This window comes from Hymenobacter wooponensis (genome assembly GCF_004745865.1).
GTDB classification, from domain to species: Bacteria; Bacteroidota; Bacteroidia; order Cytophagales; family Hymenobacteraceae; genus Hymenobacter; species Hymenobacter wooponensis.
Genome location: NZ_SRKZ01000001.1, coordinates 891,617 through 914,490, shown reverse-complemented (window position 1 = coordinate 914,490; position 22,874 = coordinate 891,617). Strand labels below are relative to the sequence as shown.

The following is a 22,874-nucleotide window of genomic DNA, read 5'->3' as shown; positions in this document are numbered from 1 at the left end:
TAGGCCAGTTTCTCCAGCTCATTCAAACGAGGTGGCCTAGCGGGGCATTATTGCTTGCGCAGGGCTAGCTCGTTTGTCTGTACCACCACGGTGTCGCCGGGAGCCAGGGAGTTGCGCAGATTGGAGTTCAGGCTATTCCAGTCGTTGCCGTAGGATGTCCAGCACCAGCGCCCATTTGTGGTAGACTTACCCAGCCAGCTTAACAGCGAAAGGACCGGCTGACCCTTCTGGATGGCGAGCATCCGTAAGGGCCGCTGCCGACATAACTGCCCGTAACCACTTGACGATGGTATGTTATAGCACTTACTGGCAGGCTGGTGTTGCCGAATCTTATCAGGAAACGCACTGCATGGATTGGAGTTATACCCCGAGCCCGAGCCGTAGACCATAGACGAATCCAGGTCTGAAAGCAGATAGTATTGCCGGGCGCGGGTGGTAACCTCTAACTCTATCATATAGTCGTTGGCGCCGGGCGGCACCACGGAGGCGAGCGTTACGCGGTTGTTCTCGCGGAAGTGCAGTTCCAGCGCAGGTCCCGTCAGGACACTGTCGCGGCGCATAAAAATTGTGGAAGCTCCGTTCAAACGCCGCAAAAAACGGGTGATGGTCGTTTGATTGGTATTTACGCCACTACTCGTGTACATCTGTATTGCTCCGGCCTTCAAGGTTGATTCAGTACGATACTGACCCGTCAGCATTGGTACGGTTTCATCGTCTTTGGAGCAGGCGCTAAGCAGCAGCGCAAGGGCAACTATACGGGTAGAAGGTATCTTCATGGGCAAGAATAAAATGGATTATATAGTTCGGCGAAGATAGGATATCTCTAAGAGGCGTAACACATCTTCTCAGCATATTCTGCTGAGTGTACGAGGCCGGCGAGAGGGATTTGCGCGGGCTGCGTAAATACTACTCATCTTGATATTGCCAGCGCAAGCAGAATATTTGCGCTAGGCCACTTGCCCCGTTGCGGCCAGCTGCTGCAAGAGGCCTAGCGCCTTTTTCGCATCTTCGGCGGCCACAAAAATGTGGTCGTGGTAATAGGCGGCTATTACGTTACAGCTTACGTTGGCTTGCCCGAGCACCTGGGCAAAGGCCGCCGTTAAGCCCACTGCTTCTAGTGCCGAGTGTACTGTTAGGGTTATCCAAGCAGCCCGGAAGGAGTAGGGCAGGTGGAGGCGGTCGGCGGTGGCTTGGGGCAGAATGAGTGTAATACCCTCACGTTCCCGGAACATGCCAAGGCACTCCCCAAGGTCTAGGCCGGTGAGCGAGGCTACGGTGCAATACACGTAAGTGCCCGGCTGCAGCTCGGGCCTCATAGTGCGGATCAGTTGAGAGAGGTTGGTTTCGCCAGTAGACATTAGATGAAGTAAAGGGGAGTAGGAAAGCAAGCAGCCCGCCTGCAAACTACCAGTAAAACTAAGCCGGCGCCCATCGTTAGTGACGGGCGCCGGCTCGATTTCCGTAATGAAGGAGTAGCCTAGCTTTCTTCTGTAACTGGGGGAGTATCGGCCTGCGTGGTGGCTTCGTAGGTATCCGCGTACTTGAAGTCATCAAGCCAATAGGCGGAGCTCACAACCTCAAATACCACGGCGGTTTCAGTGCGCTGACTGGGGTGCAGTTGCCAGATAATAGAAGAGGCTTCGGGGAAGCTGGCACCATCCAGCTGCTCATGAAACAGGCGTTTCAGCAGGGTATTGTCGGGCATGCCTTGGCTTAGCAGGCGCAGCAGCGGCGCCTCCGGGTTAGCGTCGAACAGCTGTAGGCCAGTAGCATCAGCTGCCGTCAGCTGTACTTGAAATTGCACGGCTTCGGCCCGCGGAAATTTGCCGTTGTAGGCGGTATACAAGAGCTGCGTGGCCTTGAAAAAGCCCTCATGCTGCTCCAGCTCCGGGTTTTCCTCCCACAGCTTTTCCGTGAGCATCTGGTGAGCCAGGTTCTCAATTTGACCCGTGGTGAGCTGATCGGCAAACAGATACTCTAACACTAGCTGGGCGGCCTCAGTGGGCTCCAAATCCGTTAGGGCCATGTGCGTCATCTCCTGCAGTTCTTCTGGCGCTACCTCATCGGGGTTGTCGTAGCCGGTCTTGGCTAAAAGGGCTTTGTAATCAGCGGGCTGCCAAGAGTTAGGTATCTCGGTTAGTGAATCGAAGGATAGGCGCTCTACGGTGAATGTTTGCATGGAGTAAGTTCTGAGAAGCGGCAGCAAATAGCCGCTACAGCGCAGAATGCCCGCGCCGTTCTAGTTCAGCTTACGGCATTGCCCAGCAAACACCCATAAAAGAAGGAGAATAAAACCAACAGCCTCAACCAACTACCTGCAGCGCTAGGCGCCCTTAACGAGCTGGCACTGGCACAGACTTGGCCCGAAAGAACTCATCTACCTGGCGGTTGAATTCATCGGCGTGCTCGTGCAAGGTGGCGTGGCCGCTGTTGGGCACTATCCAGAGCCAGGCGCGCGGTAGGTTCTGGTAGATAGCTACGGTATGCTCCGCTCGAATCACGTCCCGGTCGCCGGCAATGATGAAAGCTGGCGCTTTAACTTTTGCCAGGGAAGCCGGGGAAATGTGCGGGTGTCGCCAGTCGAGCAGAAACACCTTCCAGTCGTTTCGGCGGGTTGGGTCAGTGAAAGTTTGGGTGCGGCCCTCCTGGTAGCCACGCTTCATCTGCTGCCATAGATCTGGCGTGAGGGCCGTGGAGTCGGGCCAGAGGTTAGCGCCGGTGGCGGCAAGGCGTTTTACTTTCCCAGGGTGGCGCTGGGCCAGTACTAAGGCCGTGATGCCACCATCACTCCAGCCCAGCACATAGGCAGAGTCGAGGCGCAATTGGGTGAGCAAGGCCGCGCAGTCATCAGCCATCATCTCAAAGCTCAGCGAGTCGGTCCGGTCCACGGATTTGCCATGCGCCCGGCTATCCAGGGCCAGTACGCGGTAGTGCTTGGCGAAGTACGGAACGGTTTTCTGGAAGTCTTTGCTGCTCCCGCCGTTACCATGGAGCAACAGCAGGGGCGCTCCTGTTCCATAAGCTTCATAGTACAGCTTCACGCCGCGCACCATAGCGTATTTGCCAGCGGCGGGGTTGTTACCAACCGGTGCCACCTGGCCTAGCGCCAACCGAGTGAAAAGCAGAAGCGTCAGGAATAGGAAACGAGGCATAGGCTTGACGTTCAGAAGGCTAGGCTAGGTAGGAACGTTAAGCATTAAGGTAAGCTATTCGAAGAATTTTCTGTGTGCCAGGTGGTTTCATACCAATCTGACACGCCATTAACGCCCAGTTCAAATTCAGTATGCCTATTAAGTACCTGGGCTTTGTGGAAAGTATACTCTCCTACTTTCAGTATGGCCGGTTCTAATAAATCCCATACGTCTTCCTCTGTTTCATCCTCCCAATCTATAGCAAAGCATGTATGGTTCGTCTCTTCAAAATCACGTAACTCGAAATCCGCTGGATTATCATTACGTCCATCAACCGGAGCATACTGCTTAGCCTTTTCATACTCTTGCTTAGCTAAATAGGCATCCTGATAGCTCTTCATCAGCTGATTATAATGTTCTATGCACTTATCAGAGTGAATCTTACTGTCGAAACTGATAGCGCTAAACTCAGCACCTGGATCCGTCCAGATACTGATTGTATAAATTTCCCATTCCGGATACTCCCTTTGCATTCGTTCAATGGCTTTGTTAACCATTGTTGTCATCTCAGCTAAATACTGGTTCTGATTAAATTTCATTGATAAAGGTGACTTTATAAGGGGGTATCAAGCGTTGGCTCTTTAAATCGTGTAGTAGCGTGGGCCAGTTAAAGCCAAACAATGATCAATTGGTAGAGAAGCCTCTTAGACCCACTTTATCGTTTCTGCAAGTACAGCAAGGTAGACTGGTTAGATGGGCCGTATTTGTCGTTTATAAGGAAGTACCCGCCTTTGTAAGCCGCCAAGCCCTCCCAGTTGTAGGTCATGTATTCTCGGGGTAGTTCAAACAGGGGCTTCCAGCTTACTTTGTTGCGCTTATAGCGCAGGCTGATCAGGCGGCAGTAGTTCTGGTATTTGCCATCCTGAAGCACTAAGCGGGCGTTTGGGTCGGGGGCCGGCGTGCGGTACACCCGGTCGTCGTCGCCGTTATAGAAGTAATTGATGGCCGTGAAGCGGTTTTTGCCTTCGTACACCAAATCCGTTACGCGGAAGGGCAGGCGGGCTACGGGCACGTACTGCGGAATATCGGGCAGGTCGGTAGCATCCGGGATGCGCAAGGCGTAGTTGTCGTGCGTGAAGTAGTTGTATTCGAACAGCAACAGCAGACTCTTATTGTAGCCCGTAGCCGCCTCGAAACCTGCATTATGAATGTGCGAGCCATCGGTAAGGGCAGGTTTGGCCAGCGGCACCAGGTAGCGCGTATCAATAGTGATGGTAGCGCTGGCATCGTCTACGGCACCCTTAATCAGGTAGCAGTAGGCTGAAGGCGTGGTGGTTTCGATGGTGAAATAGGCTGTGCTGCCCACCATGGTAAGCCCCTCCAGCCCTTCGTATACCTGGCACAGGCTATCGATGTGGGCTCTGACTTTATCCAGATTACGGATGCTGTATTTCTTGTAGGCCACCTCCTGCGACTTCTGCGCCAGCTGCCCATCAATGCTAGCCAGGTCTAGGGCGTACACCTTGGCCTCAGCGCGCTCCTGCAGCCGGCTTTCTCCCAGCAAAAACAACTGGCCCCCGCGAATAAACAGCCCGGAAAACTGGTTGTTCCGGTCGGCAATTTCCTGGGGTAAAGTAATGGTACGGGGGGTGAAGGGTGCTTTCTGGGCCCAGGCAGTAAGGCTTGTGCTTAGCAAGGCCGCCAGCAGGAAGTGTTTCATATGAGCAAGGCAAATCAGCCGTCAAAGGTAGGGCCAGCGCCACACATGGCAACGGTGCACTGCCACTTGACGCCCTAGGCCAGTACAATGCGCTTGGGCGCCATTTCTACTGCATAGTCCTGCATTACCTGCCGCAGAATCTCCATGTCGCGGGGGCAGTGCTCTGCAAATTCCTCCCAGTTAGTCAGTGTGAGCACCGGCGGCATTTCCACAATAGCTATGATAGAGTCCCAGAAGGCATCCCAGCTCGGGCCATACCATTCTTCAAACCCCAGCTTTTCCTTGAACAATTGATGTATGGCGGCTTTGCTGGTTATGCCGGTCAGGTCAACAGTCATAGTGAATTGATACCTAGTTGCGAGCTATGCCGGACTCGATACGCATTGCATGCGCAATTTTGAAAGACAGAATTTAAGTTATGGACGTAGCTCATGCACCCCCCTTTTGCCATTCATTCCTAATCTTTTTACCGATATAGTTCCACTGCTGAACCTCAGTACAACTACCGCTGCTACCTTATTGTCAACCTTTTCCCACAGTAGCCTGCTGTCAATATTCTCTTTCAGACGTAGCTTCTTAGTTTTCAGATTAGTATCGTTTTTTACGCTAAGCAAACACGATTGGCCATTTCTGTCAACGATAATTTGTAGCGCGAGCGTCCCTATTGCGCTTTTCGTTTCTTCTTCATTTAGCGCATGAGTAACAATAGCTATAAGAGTCTGATTATCGACTTTAGCGCTGATACTGTCACTCTCAAGGCTAAACTGATCTGTAACGCACCCCTTAAATTTTTCAGGAAAAAGATTTTGTCCGTAGCTACTGGTTATTAGCAAGCTACATAAAAGGGTAAGTGCGAATCGAGTAAAATATGAATTTTCTAGAGTTAAGCGGTAGTGCATATTATGCGTATCAACGAATTTTTGAGGGTAGTCAAAGATATGGGGTATCCTACTCCCAGCTAGCTACTAATGCTATTCACGCCGCCGTATCACTCACTTCATCCTCGTCATCTACCATCACCCGAGCCAGCTTCTCGATGTTAAGGCTGCGGGCCGAGGCGTCGAAGATTTCGCGGTAGGTGCCGCGCAGGTCGTAGAGCTCTTCGTGGGTGCCGCTTTCTACCATGCGGCCCTGCTTCATGACGTAAATGCAGTCGGAATCCACGATTTGGGCGAGGCTGTGGGAGATGATGACCACCGTGCGGCCCTTCTTGATGGCATCAAGTGAGTTCTTGATCTGCTCGGTGGCAATGGCATCGAGGGAGGCGGTGGGCTCGTCGAGGAAGATGATGGGCGGGTTTTTCAAGAACAGCCGGGCAATGGCAATGCGCTGTTGCTGCCCACCAGAAAGCTGCTGGGCATCCGATTCATACTGCTTCGGGAGCTGCATGATCTGCTCATGGAGGTAAGCCTGTTTGGCGGCGGCCTGAATTTGCTCGAAGGTGGCATCCATCACGCCGTAGCGGATGTTTTCTTCAATGGTGCCCTTGAAGATGTGGTTCTTCTGGAGCACTAGGCCTATCTGCTGGCGCAGGGCGTGCGTGTCGTAGTCGGCCAGGGGCTTGCCATCAAGAAGCATGTTGCCATGGTCGGGCTCGTAAAATTTGCAAAGCAGGTTGATGATAGTGCTTTTGCCGGCGCCCGAGAGGCCTACGAGGGCCGTAGTTTTGCCCTCTTCAATAGTCAGGCATACATCGTAGAGGGCCTGGGTGCCGCTGGGGTAGGTGAAGTCCACGTTGCAGATTTCGAACCGGCCGCGCAAGTGGTCGGGCTGCAGGGTGCCCGTCTGCTCAGTAGCGTCGTCGGCGTCGAGAATGTCGAAGAAGCCCTCGGAGTAGGTGAGAGCGTCGTTCATCTCATCATAAATGCGGTGGAGCTGCCGGATGGGCGCCGATACGTTGTTGAACAGCAAGATGTGGAACATGATGGCCCCAATGCTGATTTGCCCATCGAGTACTAAGTAGGCCGTCAGAATGATGATGAGCACCACCCCAATTTGCTCGGTAAACGTCTTGAGGCCGTCGTAGAGGAAGTTGGTTTTGCGCGTCTGGAGCTGGGCCTCTTGCAAATTGCGCTGTAGGCCTGCCTGCTTCTGCTCCTCGTAGTCTTCGCGCACGAAGCTCTTGATGACCACCGCCGAATCAATGAGATTCACTAGGCCTTGGCTCTTGGCTTCGCGTAGGCCCCGTAGGGCGCGACGGGTGCCGTTGAGGCGGTCGGCCTGCCGATAGCTCAGCCAGAAGTACACCGGCAGCACTGCCACCGCTACCAGGCCTACGTACACGTTGTTCATGAACATGACCACCAGCGCCACAATGGCATTGGCGAAGAGTGGCAGAATATCAATGAAGAAGTTCTGCACCAGCTTCATCAGGCTTTCCACCCCTCTGTCAATGCGGGTCTGGAGCTTGCCGGTCTGGTTGCCGTTGTCGGCGTAGAAGCCCAACTGGTAGCCCAGCACCTTGCGCACTGCATCTTGCGAGAGCGTGCTGCTTACGTTGATGCGGATTTTCTCGCCGTAGTACTTCTGCCCGAACTGGATAAACGTGTTGACGATTTCCTTGCCCAGCAATAGCGCGCTTACCAGCAGCAGCAGGTTCATGCCCTCCACTAGGCCCTGGTTCCGGTCGAGCAGGCCCTGCACCGTATCCACAGTGTAACGCAGCACAAAAGGGTTTACCTGAGCCGCCAGAGAGCCCACCAACGTGAGCAATAAAGTGCCAATTACCAGCGGGCGATATGGGCGGACGTACGGAAAAAGGCGCTTTATGATCTCCCAGAGGCTCATGGGGCAAACGGGCTAGGTGAGGGGTAGCCGTTTAGACGCGGGAGCAGGGTGTGGGGTTATTCGTTTAGGTAACTGTTGCCTTCAGCATACAGGTCGAAATCAATGGATACGGCTAGGTTGCTGATCCGCTTCAGCGTGGGCGCATCTATAAAGTGCCCGCCTAACATGCCGTTGCCATTGTGAAAATAGGATGCCACGCGGATTACACACTCGGTTTGAACTGCTAAGGCTTGGATACCTTCGACATCCTGTTCTAGTAAGTCAAGTAAGTTGCAGAGGTGGTTTTCAAAGGTGTCAGGCTGCTGATCAGGCTGAAAATAAATAGCGCTGTGACTATGGTTAATAGATTTCCGGCGGATGTCTCCCTTAGTATACTGTCTTATCGGTGTAAGAGAAGTTAGCATCAACATTTGGGCAGAAGTCAATTCCTCGGAAGTAGCCCGGAGCCAGATGTCGTGAAAATCTTCCGTGTTAACCCATATAATTTTAGCAGCAGTGGTGTCGATGCCGGTAGCTAAGTAAAATCTGTGCTTCTCAACTGCCAGATAGGCTGTCACAAAGCCTACTGCAGTCTCTACTATTCGCAGAATTACTGGCAAATCTTCTTCGTAAAGAATGCGGTGAACAACCAAAAATCGCTGGGTCAAGCCGAAGGTTGGGTTGGCTAATTCTTGCGCAAGCAGTTGTTTGATTTGCTGTACAGTCATTTTAATATACAGCTTGGTCACATAACCACCGCGTAGTGGTTCATCTCCTGAATGCTCTGGTAAAACGGCTTCACCAACTGGAAAAACGCCCCAAACTCTGGGCTTTTGCGGAATCCGATGAGGTGCTGCTCCACAGAAGTCCACTCAATGCGCCAGATGAAGAGAGACGGGTCTTCTTCACAGTGCGCGAGCTGGTAATTGAGGCAATCGGGGGCAGCTGCTAGCAGTTGGTGAGCACTGCGAATAGCCTCCATGAAGGCTGGCTGCTGCTCCTCGGCAATACGGTAGCGAATGTATTCAACGGTCATATCGGTGGCGGTTAGAGTGCTCCCGAGAAGTTACCCTTTTCGCTCCGTTTTGCGCAGGAATTTGATGAGTGCTGGGAAATAGTGCTGCGGGTCGTCCCACATGGCGTAGTGTGAGCCTTCTGGGCAGATGTAAGCCTGGCAGTTGGGGATGTGCTTCTGCATGTAGGCAATGTCCTCCAAGGGCACAAAGTCGTACTTCGAGCCTATCACCAGCGTAGGTGGCTTAATGGAGGCAAGGCGCGACTCAAAGTCCCAGGAAACCATGGTTGGTAACATGTAGCCCGCGTATTTCCGGACGATGTGGGCCTGGCTGCGCGTGAAAACGGGCGGCTCTGGCGTCAGGCGCATCATATGCAGGCTGCGGAATTCAGTTTGTACCGCAGGCGTAATGAAGGTAGATAGTGTCCGTAGGCCCATGGTGTCTAGGCCAGCAACGGTTTTGCCATCCTTGGCTGCGTGGCGCCGGATGATGTCGGCGTACTGGCTGTAGCGGTGTTTGTTGAACACCGTGGCTTTGTACCCAATATCGGAGGTGATGAGGCCCTTGAGGTGCTCGGGATATTTGGCAGCGTATTCCAGCGCCAGCATACCGCCCCAGGAGTGGCCTAGCAGATAAAACTGGTCGAGCCCGAGGCCTTGGCGTACTTGCTCTACCTCCTCCACGAAGCGCGGAATGTTCCAGACGCTCTTGTCTTCGGTTTTGTCGGAGTGGTAGGAGTTGAGCTGGTCGTAGTAATAGATTTCTACCCCTTCCTTGACCAGATGCTCTGGGAAGTTCTCAAAGTACTCGTGGGTGTTGCCGGGGCCGCCGTGCAGCAGGAGTAGCTTGATTTTGCCAGCTCCAACCTTCTGCGTCCAGACCTTATACTGCCCGTCAATGAGTATTATCTTCACGCCCGGGGCTTTCATTTTGGCGATGTAGCTACTGTCTTCCGCTTGGGCGTTAGCCAGGAAAGGAAGTAATATCAGGCAAGACAGAACAACGTATCGGAACAGCACAAGGGATAGGTAAAGCGTGATAAAACGAACAGAACGGCGCAGGCAAGCAACTTGCCCAGCGCCCTGAAGATGCGGAAAGTTTTAGAGTATAAAGCACGCAGCAGAGCTTTCTACAAGAAGCTACTGATGCGTAAATAATAAAACGCCAGTGGCCTAGCGCAGCCCGGTAGCCAGCTTAAGGCTCAGCCAGGGGTGCGCTAGGCCACCAGTAAGTATAGGCGGGCACTTCGGCCGTTGGGGCTTATAAAGTGCTCAATTGAAGTTTTCGGCTAGTACTTGCTTTACCTTATCTTCAGTTAGGGGCTTGCTCAGAAACCCTGCCACGGGCAATTGCTCCAGCCTCTGCAGGTCGCGTGGGTGCACAGAAGTAGTAAGCATAACTATTACAATGGCGTTGCGCTCAGCTAACGACAACTTCTGGTAGGCCGTCAGAAATTCAAAGCCATCCATCAGAGGCATGTTCACATCCAGAAACAGGAGTGAGGGGCACGTTTCGCTGTTGTCCTGACAGTGTTTGTCTAGTATCTGCAGGGCATCACGGCCATTTAGCGCAACCATTACCTGATCGGCAAAGCCCATTTTCTCCAGCAGCTTGCGGTTGAGGAAGTTCGTGGTCGGGTCGTCGTCGACGAGGAGAGTACGGGGAAGGGTAGGCACCATAGAGAAATTAGGAAGAGCAAAAGAAGGACTGGGCTAGCGCTTGAAGTACACGGTGAATGTTGTGCCTTGACCTACTTCACTGTGTACTTCAATTCGGCCACCTGCGTTTTCAACCATGCGCTTTACCATGTAGAGGCCTACGCCCGAGCCCTCCACGTGGGTGTGCAGGCGCTGGAACATGGCAAACAGCTGCCGCTCCCGCGTAAGGTCAACCCCGAGGCCGTTGTCCTGTACCTCCAGCACCAGATAATCAGGCTCGGCACGCCCTCTGACGTACACCTGCGGGGCCCGCTCAGGGTGGTGGTATTTGAAGGCATTGCTGAGCAGATTGTACACAACTGAGCGCAGGTTTTTTTCCGGAAACATCACCGTCGGGATTTCCTCAACTGTCACATGCAGGTGCCCATGAACTTCCTGCAGCAGCGGTGCCAAATCTAGGCGGACTTCTTCAATCACCTGCGCCAACGGCACCTGAATAGCCGGCTGATCATGCTCTTTCTGCAGCTTACTAACGTCGGTCAGGTGCTCAATAGTGCGGGTGAAGCGGTCCACGGAGTCCTGCATCAGCTCCAAGATGTAAGCTACCTCTCCCAACTGGCTTGGCGGGGGCAGCTCACTCTGCAGTGTGTGCAACAGGCCTTCTATATTGGTGATGGGGGCTTTTAGGTCGTGGGAGGCCGTGTAGATGAAGTTATCGAGGTCGACGTTGGTGCGGATGAGTTGTTCGTTGGAGGCGCGCAGGTTGGTGTTCAGGGCTTGGGCTTCGTCGCGGGAGATGCGCAGCTTCTTGGTGAGGCGCTGCAGGGCTAGCTCCGCCAGCCGCTGCTCGTGCACATCAATCACCGTACCCACAAAGCCCTCAAACTCGCCTGCGTTATCAAAGCGGGGAGTGCCGGAGTCGCTTACCCAGCGGTAGGTACCATCATGGCGGCGCAACCGGTAAAAGCAGTGGAAGGGGATATGCCGGGCGTTGGCGTCTAAAAAAGAAGCGCTGGCAATACCGGCCTCATCGGGGTGCACGGCATTCAGCCAGCCCACGCCTAGTGCTTCTGCCTCCGTTTGCCCGGTGTAAGAATACCATTGCTGGTTGAGGTACACACACTGCCCCTCCGGATTATTTACCCACAGCATGGCCGGCACGCTGTCGGCAATTTGCCGGAACGACTGCTCGCGCTCTTCTACTACGCGCCGGGCCAGCACCTGATCGGTTACTTCGTGGGCGAAGACCATGACGCCGTCCGCAACGCCATGTTCGTTTCGGCGAGCCTGGTACGTAAAGGTGAAGTAGAGCTCTTCTAGTAGGCCACCTTCTTGGCGAGCCAACATGAGAGGCATGGCCTCTGCCACGTAGGTTTCCCGCGTGGTATACACCTGCTGTAGTACGTCGGGAATGGGTGAGCTGGCCAGTTCCGCAAGCGCCTGCAGCACCGGGCGACCTAGCAGCTCGCGGCCCGGAAAGATCGACTGGTACGCCGGATTAACGAGCTGGAATACCATGTCTGGGCCGGTTAGAATGGCAATAGGAGTGGGCGCCTGCATAAACAGGTCGTGAAGCTGGCGCTGCTGCGCCTCCCGGGCCAGCCGGGCCAGCACCTGCTCCGTTGCATCGTAGGCAAAGATGGAGATACCCACAATCTGCTCCCGCTCGCGGTAGGCCTGGTAGGTAAAGGTGAAGTACACATCCTTGGCCGGGAGCCCCCCTGGTTGCTCTATGCTCAGCAGCAGCTCCGTGCCAAAAAAGGTTTCGCCGGTTCGGTATACAGTATCCAGGAGAGCCGAAAAGCCCTGGGTAACCGTTTCAGGCAAAGCTTCCGCTAATGACCGGCCCACCAGTTGCCTACCCGGGAATAACTGCTGGTAGGCCGCATTTACGTACTCAAAGCGGTGGGCAGGGCCCCGCATCAGAGCAATGCTGGCTGGCGTTTGCTCAAATACCTGATAGAAGGTTTCCCGCTCCTGCACCCGGCGCTGGGCCTCTTCCAAGAGGGCATTCTGGCTGCGTGCTAACTCAGCATGGTTTGCCAGCAACTCCTCATTAGAGGCTTGCAGCTCCTCGTTGGTAGCGGCCATTTCCTCGTTAATGGCCGCTAGTTCTTCATTGAGGGCCTGCACTTGTTCGCGGGCCTGCACCTGCTCAGTTACATCAGCCACCAAGCTGTAAAAGCCGGCTACCACCCCATCGCGAACGTCGGGAACGTAGCTAGTGCGTATGTGGCGAATGAAGTCGTGCCGGTAGGGCATGGTCACGTCAAAGTCGAGCCGCTCGCCCGCCAGCGCCCGCTCCATATAGCCTTTGGCCCGCTCGTAGGCCTCATCACCCAAAATTTCCCGCACCGGCCGATTCACTAACTCAGCAGCTGGCAGGCGAAACCACGTTTCGTAGGCCTGGTTGGCAAACTGGTAGCGATGCTCTCTGTCAACGTAGCTGATAAGCACGGGCAACGAGTTGGTCAGGAGCTGCAACTGCCGGGTTATTGCTTCGCTCTCTTCGCGGGCCACTACCTGCTCGGTTACCTCAAAGGCAAACACCAGCACGCCGTCAATGTGGCCGGTTCCGTCGTAGCGAGGCTGCTGAATGTAGTTGAAATACCGGTTCTCCAGCTGACCATCAGTTGGGCGAGCAATGGGAACCAGAATGCCTAATTCTCTATGGGTAATACCCGTGTCGTACACCAGCCTCAGCGTCCGGTAGGTCTCGTGGTTGGCAATTTCAGGGTAGGCCTGCAGAAAGGGTTTGCCCAGTAGATCGTGGTCGGGGAACAGCTCTTGATAGCCAGGGTTTACCAGCTCAAACACCAAGTGTGGCCCCGCCAAGATGCAGATGGCAGCAGGAGCCATCATAAACAAGTTCTTCAGGCTAGCCTGTTCACGCTCGGTCTGGGCCTGCACTTGCTGCCAAGCTTGGGTGCGCTCTTGTACGCGCGCTTCTAGCTCCTCATGTGGTGTGCGAAGCGCGGGAACAGGTGCGTCACTGCCAGGCTCTGCCGCTTGAGCTTGCTCTGCCGCTAGGTCTGGAAGCGCAATTATCTGATGCAGTAGGTGGCTTACCTGGCCGTCGTCATCCAACACGGGCGTATTGCGCAGGCGCCAGAAGCGGTTTACAAAGTGGCCGGGCTGCTGCGTATTGGGTACCTTGTAGGGCTGAGGCGGGAGCTCATGCGGCTGGCCGGTAGCCAGTACCTGCGCCAGTGAGGCTTGGAGGTTTGGCGTGGCTGGGGCCAGGCTAGCCGGAAAAATGGTAAGCAAAGACTGGCCTAGGAGAGCCTCCTGCGTGGTGAGCATTGTGGCCAGATAGGCGTCGCTGACGGCCTCCACCACAAAGTCAGGTGAGAGGAGCACGTAAGCCTCGGGCAGCGCCTTGAAGATGGGAAGTAGTGCTGACAGATCAGACCCGAAAGCAGCAGAATTCATGAGCAGGTGATATCAGCAGGAAGTAAGGCAACCGCTCAGAAAGCCAAGTGGCTTTTCAGACAAAAACTCAACAATATTAAGGCATCGAATTAATGTTACTGTAATACGCTACTGTAGGTTTAGCTTAAGAAGGATTGCTTCCCCTCAGTGGCCTAGTTCAAGCTGCTACCAAGTGCATGGCAACGGCGGGGATTTGGCCGCATCTCTATGATTAAGGTGCTAGGGAGTTTAGTTGTTTGATCTGGCGCAACGCTCGCGCAATTCTGGTTACTTTAGGTACCGAAGCTTCTTTCTTTCCTCCATAAATCTCAATGAATAAACTAACCTTACTCACCTTGGCCGGCAGCCTCGCCGTTGCCACTCCTGCGCTAGCCCAGCAAACTGAAAAGCTCGACCAAGCTGCTCTGGCAAAAATCAAAGACGAAGGCCTCAACCGCTCTAAGGTGATGGAAACGGCCTTCTACCTCACGGATGTGTGTGGCCCACGCCTCGCTAACTCCGAGGGGTTGCAGCGTGCCAATGAGTGGACGAAAAAGCAGCTCACCAGCTGGGGCCTGGTAAAAGCCAATGTGGAGCCCTGGGGCACTTTCGGCCGCGGCTGGGACATTGAGAAGTCGTATGTAGCCATGACGGCGCCCTACTACCACACCCTGATAGGGGCCCCCAAAGCCTGGACGCCCAGCACCAACGGTACCCTGAAAAAGCAGGTGATTGTGGTGAAAGCAGCCACGGAAGCCGATTTAGATAAGTACAAAGGCCAGCTGCGCGACAAAATTGCCCTGCTAGAGGTGCCTAATCCGCCCAAACCTTCCTTCGAGCCCGACGCCAAGCGCTACACCACCGAGGAACTGCAAAAAATGACGGAAAAGCCAGCCGCTCCGGCTGCTAATCCTACCTCCGACGCCGACCGCATGGCTACGTTCCGGGCCCGTGCTGCCCTGCGCACCAAGCTCACGGAGATGCTACAGGCCGAAGGTGCTGCTGCTGTACTGAGCACCCGCGGCGGCTCCGATGGCACATTCTTTACCTCCAACGGGGCGCCCTATGCTGCCGATGCCAAGCCCGTACTGCCGGAGTTAGAAATGGCTCCCGAAGATCAGCTGCGGCTCATTCGCCTCTCCGAAGCCGGCATTCCGGTGGAGATTGAGCTGGAAACCCGCACCCGCTTCCAGACCCAGGATCTGAAAGGCTACAACGTGGTAGCCGAGATTCCGGGCACCGACAAAAAGCTGAAAAGCGAAGTGGTAATGCTGGGTGGTCACCTTGACTCCTGGCACGCTGCTACTGGCGCCACCGATAACGCCGCCGGCTGCGCCATCATGATGGAAGCCGTACGCATCATCAAGGCTACCGGCGTGCAGCCGCGCCGCACCATCCGGATTGCTCTATGGGGCGAGGAGGAGCAGGGCTTGTTTGGCTCGCGCAACTACGTGAAAAACCACTTCGCCGACCCCGCTACCATGAAGCTGCTGCCCGAGCACGAGAAGCTGGCCGCTTACTTTAACCTCGACAACGGCGCGGGTAAAATCCGGGGAATTTACGCCCAGGGCAACGAGGCCGTAATGCCCATCTTCCAGCAGTGGCTGCAGCCTTTCGGTGATCTAGGAGCTACTACCGTGTCGCCGCGCAACACCGGCGGCACCGACCACCTCTCCTTTGATGCCGTAGGCCTGCCGGGCTTCCAGTTCATTCAAGACCCCCTGGATTATGGTACCCGCACCCACCACACCAACATGGACACCTACGAGCGCCTGCCCGCCGACGACCTGAAGCAGGCCTCGGTGCTGGTAGCCTCCTTCGTATACCAAGCCGCCATGCGCGACCAGAAGCTGCCCCGCAAGCCGCTGCCTGCCGCCAAGCCAGAAGCACAGCGCCTCTAGGCCAGAAGCCCCTAAAAAAGAACCCCGTCAGGTACTGCCTGACGGGGTTCTTTTTTAGGGGCTTCTGGCCTAGAACTTCACTGGCCTAGCAGGGCATCCAGTAGTCTATGCGTACCAATTTGCCCTTGTCGAAAAAGAGTATCCAGCCATCATCACTGGCTGTTTTTCCGGTAGGTAGTTCTACCGCAGTGAGCTCGCCCAGATCCTGCACGTTGATGGTGTGCTGGTCTTTTACCGCTTGTGGAAATTCCTTGGCTAGATCTTCCAGCGTGGTAGCCTGGCCTAGGCGCATGGTTGGCGTGTGCAGCGAGAGCTTGGGGTTATGGCGAAAATCCAGAGTCCCGATTACTGCCGTGTCGCCGTACACTTCCAGTAGGCTATTCTTGAAGTAGGCGTACTTGAACTCCTTATCGTAGAAGGAAACGCAAATGTCGTCCATATTAGGGCTGACGATGCTATCGGGCTGGCCTAGCAAGCGGTACAGCGCAGCCGTTTTGCCTACTAGCGGCTGAGTTCCGTTGATAGTAGCGGTTTTCCACTCTATGAACTCATTGGGGGAAGGGGAGTAGGCCACTTCGGGCTCTACTTCTGAGGTATCAGCGGCTTGCCTACGGGCTTCAGCTCTTCGTGCGGTGGCCGTATCCTGCCGTGAGCCAGATTCCTGACACGCAGTTAACGCTAGGCCACCAAGTGCGAAAGCGATGAAGCTAGTGGTGATTTTATGAGAGAACTGGGACATAGGGCTAGCTCAGCGTTGATTTAAAGAGCTTCAAGGTCCGGTCCCAAGCTAGCTTGGCCGATTCGGCGTTGTAGCGGGCGGGGGAGGAGTCGTTGTTGAAGGCGTGGTTTACGTTGGGATACACGTACTGCTCATACTTCACACCGGCGGCTTTCAGAGCTGCTTCGTACGTAGCCAGGCCCGCATTCACGCGCTCATCCAGGCCTGCATAGTGCAGCATAAGAGCCGCTTTAATGTTGGGAACCTCTTCTGCCGGAGGCTGGGTGCCGTAGTAGGCCACTGCCGCATTAAGCTTAGCATCGTGAGTGGCGAGGCTGTTGGCCATGGCTCCACCCCAGCAGAAGCCCACGCAACCCGTTTTTCCGTTGGAGTCGGGCCGGGTGCGCAGGTAGGCCAGGGCGGCCAGGTAGTTGTTTAGGTTTTGCTGCTTGTCGAGCTTGCCGATGAGCGTGCGACCTTCGTCCTCGTTAGCAGGAGTGCCACCAAACACCGATAGCGCATCAACGCCCAAGGCCACGTAGCCCGCTTTGGCTACGCGCCGCGTAATGTCCTTAATGTGCGGCGTAAGGCCTCGGTTCTCATGAATCACCACCACCGTCCCCCGCTTCTTATTGCCCTTGGGATGTACCAAGTAGCCTTTCATCGTTACACCAGCGTCGCCGGGCCAGGTTACTTCCTCCGTTACGAGGTTGTCATCGTCGGCGGAGATGGTGGCGGCCTTGGCGTAGCCGGGCTCCAGCACTACCAGGGCGGCCGTTGCCAGGGCGGTGCCGCCGGCTAATTTTACTAGGCGCTCCATAAACTCCTTGCGGGTTAACGGGGCGTGCGTGTACTCATCGAATAGGTTAATGATGCGCTGATCCATAGAGCAGTAGAAAGGCGGGAGATGGGGGGAAGGTAGGCAATACCCGGTAATAGGTCGGCACCTAGGCCATCTACTACCCAGGAAGAATTATTCCTCTTCCCGGTTCACCGTGGCGGGGCTGAAGGCCGGCACGCAAATCGACCAGTACTCACACTCCGCCTCAAAGGGATTGGAGTAGCGCACCCGCGCACCCGCCTTTATCAGCAACGACTCGCCGGCGCCCAGCTCAATTACGTCGCCGTCCACTTCAAACCGTTTGCGGCCCCGCACTACTATCGTTACCTCGTCAAACTCCGGAGTTTGGTGGGGCTCACTCCAGTGCGGGGGCGCTACCATATGGGCCACGCTGTACTGGCCGGTGCCGGTGCTGGCGTGCCCAATGTGCTCTTCAATGAGCTTACCATCAGTGGTAGGAACAATAAAAGGGTTCTGCTGGCGGAAATAGCGTTTCTCAGACATATGGGATGTTGCAAAAAGAATGGGTGGCAGAAGGTAGTGAGACTTACTTATTGGCGCACGGGCCCTTCGTGAAGCTCGTTACGCCGGCATTGGTTGCGGTGCACGCGTTGCCATAGGTTTTTCCATCGCAGCCGCACACGGGGTCGTACTGCATAGTGCACATGGCATCTGCGTTGATTTTACTGGGGTCGATGCAGGGTTTTTGAGTTGCTACCGCAGTGGGGCGCTGGCAGGTAGCTAGCAAGGGCAGTAAGGCAAGAACCGTTATAAGGCTTTTCATGGCGAACGAATATGTTTGAGCTGGCAAGAAATCAATAAATCAGCTCCCAATACGCTAACCTGAGCCGTAGGCTGGCAGGTACTGCATATATTTTGTGTTAACTATTTTTACCTTGTCAGCATAACCTGAGCTGAAGAGCTTCGTATAGTTCGAACATTGGTACCTACACTATCCGGAAAAAAGCACGCTGCTTTCGCCCAAAATACGCCGTAGGTCATAGCTCTTGAACCCTAATTTTTCACTCCCTTTCTCTCTCCACTATTATGTCGTATCACGAAGAAGAAGACAACTCGGGTAAGATCCTCCTCGCTGCTCTAGCTGGTGCCGGTGCCGGTATCATTGCTGGTCTGTTGATGGCTCCCGACAAAGGCAAAGCCACTCGTGAAAAGCTCGGCGCTACGGCTACTAAATACAGCGGCCAACTCGGCGAGCAGCTTTCTAAATATGGCGAAGACCTCGACTCCCGCTTCAAGGGCTACATCGAGAAACTCGAAGACCTTGGCCTGACCGGCGCTGGCAGCAAACTGAAGCTGAAAGGCGACTGGAATGAGTCGAAAGGCAAGCTGAAGCAGCAGTATGCTCAGCTCACCGACGAAGACCTCGAGTACACCGAAGGCCAGGGCGATGAGCTCGTAGGCCGTCTGCAAAATAAGCTGGGCAAAGCCAAGGCTGAAGTAGTAAAACTGCTGAACGACCTGTAGGCCACTCCGCCCACTAAAAAGCCCCTGCTTTCTACAAGAGAGCAGGGGCTTTTTTTAACCGTTATACCACTAACATGGTATATAGCAGTATGGCCATGGGTAACGCCCGGACCGCTTCACCTCACTAACCGTTTATTCCCATGCAAGACACAAAAGGCAAAGTTATTCTCTCGCTGCTGGCTGGTGCCACCGCTGGCATTGTAGCCGGCTTGTTGCTGGCTCCCGAAACGGGCGATGAAACGCGGTCAGGGTTAAAGAAATCAGCTTCAAAACTGAGCGACGACCTCAGTAAGCTGCTGAAAGAGGGCCTCTCCCGCGTGAACTCGCTCAAATCAGATGCGCCCGTATCGGATCAGCAGCAGGCTGACCGTTCCGCGGCTGATAACCTGCTGAGCTCCTTGGATAGGCCTAGTGGCCCCTCCATTTCCGAAGCTGGCTTCACCCACGATGGTGACTCCGACTACGATGGCATAGGGGGTGACGCGCGGCACTATCCGGGCTCTATTCATTAATTTTTTCGCGCTACCCGTAACCTTACGCTAGGCGTCGCGTTAAAGAATATACAACCAGCTTAAATCGAAGACTGGAGAAGGTATTGGAGTAAAATTGCCGACCGTAGAGCTTCTGACAGGATCTGGTCAAACAACCCGTCAGTAAAATCGTACGCTGTCCATCGCACACTTCTTCAATATCCCCTGTTGGACTGGTAAGTTGATTGTATTATAAGGAAAGCCTCCCGCATTTATTTTAGCGGGAGGCTTTCTGATTTTTTACCGGTTTGGGTGCGCGGGTCAAGTACTGGCCTAGCACGCTTTATTCCTCCAACGGAGCGGCTAACTACCCATACAGCATTCTGCACCTGCGAACCGGATGTTAGCTTTATTCAGGCAAGTGCGTCAGGTAGAGTGCTTCTTCGGGCGTATGTGGCAATGAGGCGAAAGGTATGGCGCTAGGCCACCTCAGTTCAACTATTTTGTGGACGCAAGTGGCCTAGTGCCGGCTCTTCTAAAATTTTCCTGGGTAGGCGCAACCTTGCTTGGCCGGTCCCGTTAAAGAATACATAACCAGCTTGATAGAAGTTGGACACGCACCTGTCGTAAAATTGCCGGCTGTAAAGCTTCTGTTAGGAATTGGTTTAACACTCCTGAGAGTAAAATTTACTTGCCCATCGCAAGCTTCTGCAGGCAAAGGCTGTTCAACGGACCAATAAGCTTGTTAAAAAGAAAGCCTCCCGCCATTCAACTAGCGGGAGGCTTTCTCATTTTATGGCCTAGGCCACCTGCTCTTAGGCTTCTGCCTCGGGCTTAGGGGCGTTTTCCGATTTCGTGTACTCGGGCTTCATTTGCGGGAAGAACAGCACATCCTGAATAGAATTCGAGTTGGTCATGATCATGCTCAGGCGGTCGATGCCGATGCCTAGGCCTGCTGTTGGCGGCATGCCATACTCCAGCGCGCGCAGGAAGTCCTCGTCGAGTACCATGGCTTCCGTATCGCCGCGCTTGCCTAGCTCCAACTGCTCCTCGAAACGGGCCCGCTGATCGATGGGGTCGTTGAGCTCCGAGAAGGCGTTGCAGATTTCCTTGCCGTTGCAAATTGCCTCAAAGCGCTCTACTAGGCCTGGCTTGCTGCGGTGCTTCTTCGCCAGCGGCGACATTTCCACCGGGTAGTCGGTGATGAACGTGGGCTGAATCAGCTTGGGCTCTACGTGCTCCCCAAAGATTTCGTCAATGATCTTGGCCTTGCCCATGCTAGGGTCAAGGGCCACCTTCAGGTCTTTGGCGGCAGCGCGCAGTTCTTCCTCGCTCTTGCCATCAATGTTGAAGCCGGTGTAGTGCTCAATTGACTCCGCCATGGTGAACCGCTTCCAGGGGCGCTGGAAGTTGATAACGTTCTGGCCCACCTGCACCTCAGTTTTGCCGTGCAGCGTGAGGGCTACACGCTCTACCATTTCTTCCACCAGATCCATCATCCAGTAGTAGTCTTTGTAGGCCACGTACAGCTCCATCTGCGTAAACTCGGGGTTGTGGAACCGGCTCATGCCCTCGTTGCGGAAGTCCTTCGAGAACTCATACACGCCATCGAACCCACCCACAATCAGGCGCTTCAGGTACAGCTCGTTGGCAATGCGCAAGTACAGCGTCATATCCAGCGTGTTGTGGTGCGTTTTGAAGGGGCGGGCGGCGGCACCACCATACAAGGGCTGCAGGATAGGGGTTTCCACCTCCAGGTAGCCTTTGTCGTTGAGGTAGTTGCGCATGGCCTGCACTAGCTGGGTCCGCTTCACGAAAGCGTCGCGCACGTGGGGGTTCACCACCAGGTCTACGTAGCGCTGACGGTAACGCTGCTCGGGGTCGGTGAAGGCATCGTAGGTGATTTTCTCACCGGTAGCTTCGTCTACGCGCTCTTTCACCACGGGCAAGGGGCGCAGGCTCTTGCTGAGTAGCGTGAAGCCGGTTACATGAATGGAGGTTTCACCTACCATCGTCTTGAACACGTGGCCTTTCACACCCACAAAGTCGCCAAGGTCTACTAGCTTCTTGAATACAGTGTTGTAAAGTTCCTTGTCCTCGCCGGGGCAAATCTCGTCGCGGTTGATATAGAGCTGGATGCGGCCCGAAGCGTCTTGCAGCTCAGCGAAGGAAGCCTTGCCCTTCACCCGAATCGACATCAGACGGCCAGCTATGCTTACGTCCTGGAAGTTATTGAGCTCAACATGGTAGTTGTCGAGAATCTCCTGAGCATAGAAATTTACTTCGTACAACTCGGACGGATAGGGCTCGATACCGAGCTTCTGAAGCTCTTCTAGTTTATTGCGACGAATTAACTCCTGTTCGCTGAGGTGCTGCATGGGTCGGGGCGTAAAAGCAAGGCCCACGAGGGGCCGGAAAAGTCAAGCTGCAAAAATAGCGCGGCCGGAACACTTATTTGCATAAACCGGCGAATTGATAGATAGTTGGGTGTCCTACAAGCAAAAAGCGCCGCCCTACTAGGGCGGCGCTTTGGTATATATGGAGTAAGACTACAAAAGATCGGTTAGGGCCGCTTAGGCAGCCACACGCATTGTGGGCTCCTGATCCAGCAGGATGGGCTCGATGCGCGAGTGCAGGCGCTCTTCCACAAAGGAGTGCTGCAAGTGCTTCGGCAGTTCGGCTACCATCTTCTGATACCGCTCTAGACCCATGGCCTTAGCCACGTACGTTTCGTGGATGCCGTTGAGGTAGCTCACAATATTGAGCAGCGACTGATGGAAGAGTTTGAAGTCAATTTCAGCCTCTACGTAACGCTCAATCTCGCGGCTAGTCTGCGAAATCTGCAGGCGGCCCAGCAAGTCGAAAACAGTGGTATAGCCTAAGCGCCACGTAATCTGCTGCCAGTGTGATGCCGTCCACTTGTCCAGCACCTTGCCAGTCTTCTGGCTGCGGAGCGCGGTGTTAGGGTTAGCTTGCACCTGCTGACGCGTCCACTGGGCCTTCATCTTGCGCGTGGTACGCAAGAACTGACCAATCTGAGCTTGGGCATCAATCTCCTTACCGGCAATGTGCAGCCCAGCCTTGTAGCCAGCGAGCGGCAACCGGTGAATGCTAAAGTCGCCGTAAGTACCAGCAGCGTAGAACGATACTGGCCTAGGATACGCATTGCGCACTACCAAGCGGCCCACCTCGCGGCGGATCAGGGATGGATTGTTACTCCGCACGCCAGCCGTGTACAGGAAAGCCTGTAGGCCAGCCATGATGGTATGATAAGCCTGAGGGAACGTCCAGTGCAAGGCATTGCGCAGGTAGTCTTCATCACCCAACTCTGCCGTTGCACGCAAGGCGTACTCAGTGCTCCAGCACGCGTGCAGCAACTTAGCAATGGCCTGCTCATCGGCTTCCACTAGCTCTGCCTGGTGAGCCCGGAAGAAGGGGAGATGCTGCAGGCCACCCAGCGCGTCGTCGCCTTGCTGAATGTGGTAGTTAATAGCAAAGAAGTAGTTAAGGAACACCTGGGCCGGAATGGATTTGCGCCACGTTTCCTCAGCCTGCTTCTGCTCCTCTGTTACGAGAGGAATGATTGGAGTTTCCATGTTCATCGTCGTCATGCTAAGTAAACAGGTATGAGCTGGTTTGAGTTCTTATTTGCTAATGTTTTTGACAATTAATTTGGTATTTTAAAATACTGAATACCAATTGATTATAAAATTTAATAGTGGAGTGATATCATGTTGTTGTTGGTGTCTATTTGCTA

Annotated in this window: 23 protein-coding genes; 3 read left to right on the top strand and 20 right to left on the bottom strand. The window is 54.5% G+C overall.

The window, feature by feature from the left end; translation table 11 throughout:
• Positions 1–47: 47 nt before the first annotated feature.
• From EU557_RS03860 to EU557_RS03795, 14 genes are all read right to left on the bottom strand, one after another.
• Positions 48–776, bottom strand: coding sequence for a hypothetical protein (locus EU557_RS03860; RefSeq protein ID WP_135529081.1), 729 nt, complete (start codon positions 774–776; stop codon positions 48–50).
• 171 nt (positions 777–947) lie between these two features.
• On the bottom strand, positions 948–1,358 hold the full coding sequence (locus EU557_RS03855; protein WP_135529080.1) for an ACT domain-containing protein: 411 nt from the start codon (positions 1,356–1,358) through the stop codon (positions 948–950).
• Positions 1,359–1,477: 119 nt separating this feature from the next.
• Positions 1,478–2,179 (bottom strand): hypothetical protein, encoded by a 702-nt coding sequence (locus EU557_RS03850; protein WP_135529079.1) that lies wholly within the window; start codon positions 2,177–2,179, stop codon positions 1,478–1,480.
• A gap of 154 nt (positions 2,180–2,333) precedes the next feature.
• On the bottom strand, positions 2,334–3,152 hold the full coding sequence (locus EU557_RS03845; RefSeq protein WP_135529078.1) for an alpha/beta fold hydrolase: 819 nt from the start codon (positions 3,150–3,152) through the stop codon (positions 2,334–2,336).
• Between the two features lie 44 nt (positions 3,153–3,196).
• Entirely contained in the window at positions 3,197–3,730 is a 534-nt protein-coding gene (locus EU557_RS03840; RefSeq protein WP_135529077.1) for a hypothetical protein, read from the bottom strand.
• Between the two features lie 116 nt (positions 3,731–3,846).
• Complete coding sequence (locus EU557_RS03835) at positions 3,847–4,851, bottom strand: hypothetical protein (RefSeq protein WP_135529076.1); 1,005 nt, start codon at positions 4,849–4,851, stop codon at positions 3,847–3,849.
• Between the two features lie 74 nt (positions 4,852–4,925).
• A complete protein-coding gene (locus EU557_RS03830) occupies positions 4,926–5,189 on the bottom strand; it encodes a barstar family protein (RefSeq protein WP_135529075.1) in 264 nt (87 codons plus the stop codon).
• 78 nt (positions 5,190–5,267) lie between these two features.
• Entirely contained in the window at positions 5,268–5,750 is a 483-nt protein-coding gene (locus EU557_RS03825; protein WP_135529074.1) for a hypothetical protein, read from the bottom strand.
• A gap of 76 nt (positions 5,751–5,826) precedes the next feature.
• Positions 5,827–7,638, bottom strand: coding sequence for an ABC transporter ATP-binding protein (locus tag EU557_RS03820; protein WP_135529073.1), 1,812 nt, complete (start codon positions 7,636–7,638; stop codon positions 5,827–5,829).
• A 56-nt stretch (positions 7,639–7,694) separates the two neighbouring features.
• Entirely contained in the window at positions 7,695–8,366 is a 672-nt protein-coding gene (locus tag EU557_RS03815; RefSeq protein WP_135529072.1) for a DUF4279 domain-containing protein, read from the bottom strand.
• On the bottom strand, positions 8,363–8,653 hold the full coding sequence (locus tag EU557_RS03810) for a putative quinol monooxygenase (protein ID WP_135529071.1): 291 nt from the start codon (positions 8,651–8,653) through the stop codon (positions 8,363–8,365). Before EU557_RS03810 ends, EU557_RS03815 begins: the two co-directional genes overlap by 4 nt.
• 30 nt (positions 8,654–8,683) lie before the next feature.
• Positions 8,684–9,652 carry a proline iminopeptidase-family hydrolase gene (locus EU557_RS03805; RefSeq protein WP_135529070.1) on the bottom strand — a complete coding sequence of 323 codons (969 nt, stop codon included), beginning with the start codon at positions 9,650–9,652 and terminating at the stop codon, positions 8,684–8,686.
• Positions 9,653–9,904: 252 nt separating this feature from the next.
• The gene (locus EU557_RS03800; protein WP_135529069.1) at positions 9,905–10,312 is read right to left on the bottom strand and encodes a response regulator; all 408 of its coding nucleotides are present in this window, start codon (positions 10,310–10,312) and stop codon (positions 9,905–9,907) included.
• A 33-nt stretch (positions 10,313–10,345) separates the two neighbouring features.
• Positions 10,346–13,723, bottom strand: a complete 3,378-nt coding sequence (locus EU557_RS03795) for a PAS domain-containing protein (RefSeq protein WP_135529068.1) — start codon at positions 13,721–13,723, stop codon at positions 10,346–10,348.
• Between the two features lie 311 nt (positions 13,724–14,034).
• Between EU557_RS03795 and EU557_RS03790 the strand changes: the two genes are divergently transcribed.
• Positions 14,035–15,603, top strand: coding sequence for a M28 family metallopeptidase (locus EU557_RS03790; RefSeq protein ID WP_135529067.1), 1,569 nt, complete (start codon positions 14,035–14,037; stop codon positions 15,601–15,603).
• An 85-nt stretch (positions 15,604–15,688) separates the two neighbouring features.
• Here the strand turns inward: EU557_RS03790 and EU557_RS03785 are convergent, their stop codons facing one another.
• The 4 genes from EU557_RS03785 to EU557_RS03770 form a co-directional block, all read right to left on the bottom strand.
• Positions 15,689–16,342 carry a hypothetical protein gene (locus tag EU557_RS03785; protein WP_135529066.1) on the bottom strand — a complete coding sequence of 218 codons (654 nt, stop codon included), beginning with the start codon at positions 16,340–16,342 and terminating at the stop codon, positions 15,689–15,691.
• A gap of 4 nt (positions 16,343–16,346) precedes the next feature.
• Positions 16,347–17,207 carry a dienelactone hydrolase family protein gene (locus EU557_RS03780; protein WP_135529065.1) on the bottom strand — a complete coding sequence of 287 codons (861 nt, stop codon included), beginning with the start codon at positions 17,205–17,207 and terminating at the stop codon, positions 16,347–16,349.
• Positions 17,208–17,294: 87 nt separating this feature from the next.
• Entirely contained in the window at positions 17,295–17,666 is a 372-nt protein-coding gene (locus EU557_RS03775) for a cupin domain-containing protein (protein WP_135529064.1), read from the bottom strand.
• A gap of 43 nt (positions 17,667–17,709) precedes the next feature.
• Complete coding sequence (locus tag EU557_RS03770) at positions 17,710–17,946, bottom strand: Kazal-type serine protease inhibitor family protein (RefSeq protein ID WP_135529063.1); 237 nt, start codon at positions 17,944–17,946, stop codon at positions 17,710–17,712.
• Between the two features lie 263 nt (positions 17,947–18,209).
• On the opposite strand from EU557_RS03770, the gene EU557_RS26020 reads away from it, so the two are divergent.
• The gene (locus tag EU557_RS26020) at positions 18,210–18,647 is read left to right on the top strand and encodes a CsbD family protein (protein WP_135529062.1); all 438 of its coding nucleotides are present in this window, start codon (positions 18,210–18,212) and stop codon (positions 18,645–18,647) included.
• Positions 18,648–18,787: 140 nt separating this feature from the next.
• Positions 18,788–19,159, top strand: a complete 372-nt coding sequence (locus tag EU557_RS03760) for a YtxH domain-containing protein (protein ID WP_135529061.1) — start codon at positions 18,788–18,790, stop codon at positions 19,157–19,159.
• A 773-nt stretch (positions 19,160–19,932) separates the two neighbouring features.
• Here the strand turns inward: EU557_RS03760 and lysS are convergent.
• Together lysS and EU557_RS03750 are read right to left on the bottom strand one after the other, a co-directional pair.
• Positions 19,933–21,495 carry a lysine--tRNA ligase gene (gene lysS / locus EU557_RS03755; protein ID WP_135529060.1) on the bottom strand — a complete coding sequence of 521 codons (1,563 nt, stop codon included), beginning with the start codon at positions 21,493–21,495 and terminating at the stop codon, positions 19,933–19,935.
• Positions 21,496–21,690: 195 nt separating this feature from the next.
• On the bottom strand, positions 21,691–22,713 hold the full coding sequence (locus EU557_RS03750; protein ID WP_135529059.1) for a hypothetical protein: 1,023 nt from the start codon (positions 22,711–22,713) through the stop codon (positions 21,691–21,693).
• Between the last annotated feature and the right edge of the window lie 161 nt (positions 22,714–22,874).

Coding starts and splice junctions, on each gene's coding strand:
- EU557_RS03860 (WP_135529081.1), bottom strand. CDS start 776: ATGAAGATACCTTCTACCCGTATAGTTGCCCTTGCGCTGCTGCTTAGC.
- EU557_RS03855 (WP_135529080.1), bottom strand. CDS start 1,358: ATGTCTACTGGCGAAACCAACCTCTCTCAACTGATCCGCACTATGAGG.
- EU557_RS03850 (WP_135529079.1), bottom strand. CDS start 2,179: ATGCAAACATTCACCGTAGAGCGCCTATCCTTCGATTCACTAACCGAG.
- EU557_RS03845 (WP_135529078.1), bottom strand. CDS start 3,152: ATGCCTCGTTTCCTATTCCTGACGCTTCTGCTTTTCACTCGGTTGGCG.
- EU557_RS03840 (WP_135529077.1), bottom strand. CDS start 3,730: ATGAAATTTAATCAGAACCAGTATTTAGCTGAGATGACAACAATGGTT.
- EU557_RS03835 (WP_135529076.1), bottom strand. CDS start 4,851: ATGAAACACTTCCTGCTGGCGGCCTTGCTAAGCACAAGCCTTACTGCC.
- EU557_RS03830 (WP_135529075.1), bottom strand. CDS start 5,189: ATGACTGTTGACCTGACCGGCATAACCAGCAAAGCCGCCATACATCAA.
- EU557_RS03825 (WP_135529074.1), bottom strand. CDS start 5,750: ATGCACTACCGCTTAACTCTAGAAAATTCATATTTTACTCGATTCGCA.
- EU557_RS03820 (WP_135529073.1), bottom strand. CDS start 7,638: ATGAGCCTCTGGGAGATCATAAAGCGCCTTTTTCCGTACGTCCGCCCA.
- EU557_RS03810 (WP_135529071.1), bottom strand. CDS start 8,653: ATGACCGTTGAATACATTCGCTACCGTATTGCCGAGGAGCAGCAGCCA.
- EU557_RS03800 (WP_135529069.1), bottom strand. CDS start 10,312: ATGGTGCCTACCCTTCCCCGTACTCTCCTCGTCGACGACGACCCGACC.
- EU557_RS03795 (WP_135529068.1), bottom strand. CDS start 13,723: ATGAATTCTGCTGCTTTCGGGTCTGATCTGTCAGCACTACTTCCCATC.
- EU557_RS03790 (WP_135529067.1), top strand. CDS start 14,035: ATGAATAAACTAACCTTACTCACCTTGGCCGGCAGCCTCGCCGTTGCC.
- EU557_RS03785 (WP_135529066.1), bottom strand. CDS start 16,342: ATGTCCCAGTTCTCTCATAAAATCACCACTAGCTTCATCGCTTTCGCA.
- EU557_RS03780 (WP_135529065.1), bottom strand. CDS start 17,207: ATGGATCAGCGCATCATTAACCTATTCGATGAGTACACGCACGCCCCG.
- EU557_RS03775 (WP_135529064.1), bottom strand. CDS start 17,666: ATGTCTGAGAAACGCTATTTCCGCCAGCAGAACCCTTTTATTGTTCCT.
- EU557_RS03770 (WP_135529063.1), bottom strand. CDS start 17,946: ATGAAAAGCCTTATAACGGTTCTTGCCTTACTGCCCTTGCTAGCTACC.
- EU557_RS26020 (WP_135529062.1), top strand. CDS start 18,210: ATGTCGTATCACGAAGAAGAAGACAACTCGGGTAAGATCCTCCTCGCT.
- EU557_RS03760 (WP_135529061.1), top strand. CDS start 18,788: ATGCAAGACACAAAAGGCAAAGTTATTCTCTCGCTGCTGGCTGGTGCC.
- lysS (WP_135529060.1), bottom strand. CDS start 21,495: ATGCAGCACCTCAGCGAACAGGAGTTAATTCGTCGCAATAAACTAGAA.
- EU557_RS03750 (WP_135529059.1), bottom strand. CDS start 22,713: ATGGAAACTCCAATCATTCCTCTCGTAACAGAGGAGCAGAAGCAGGCT.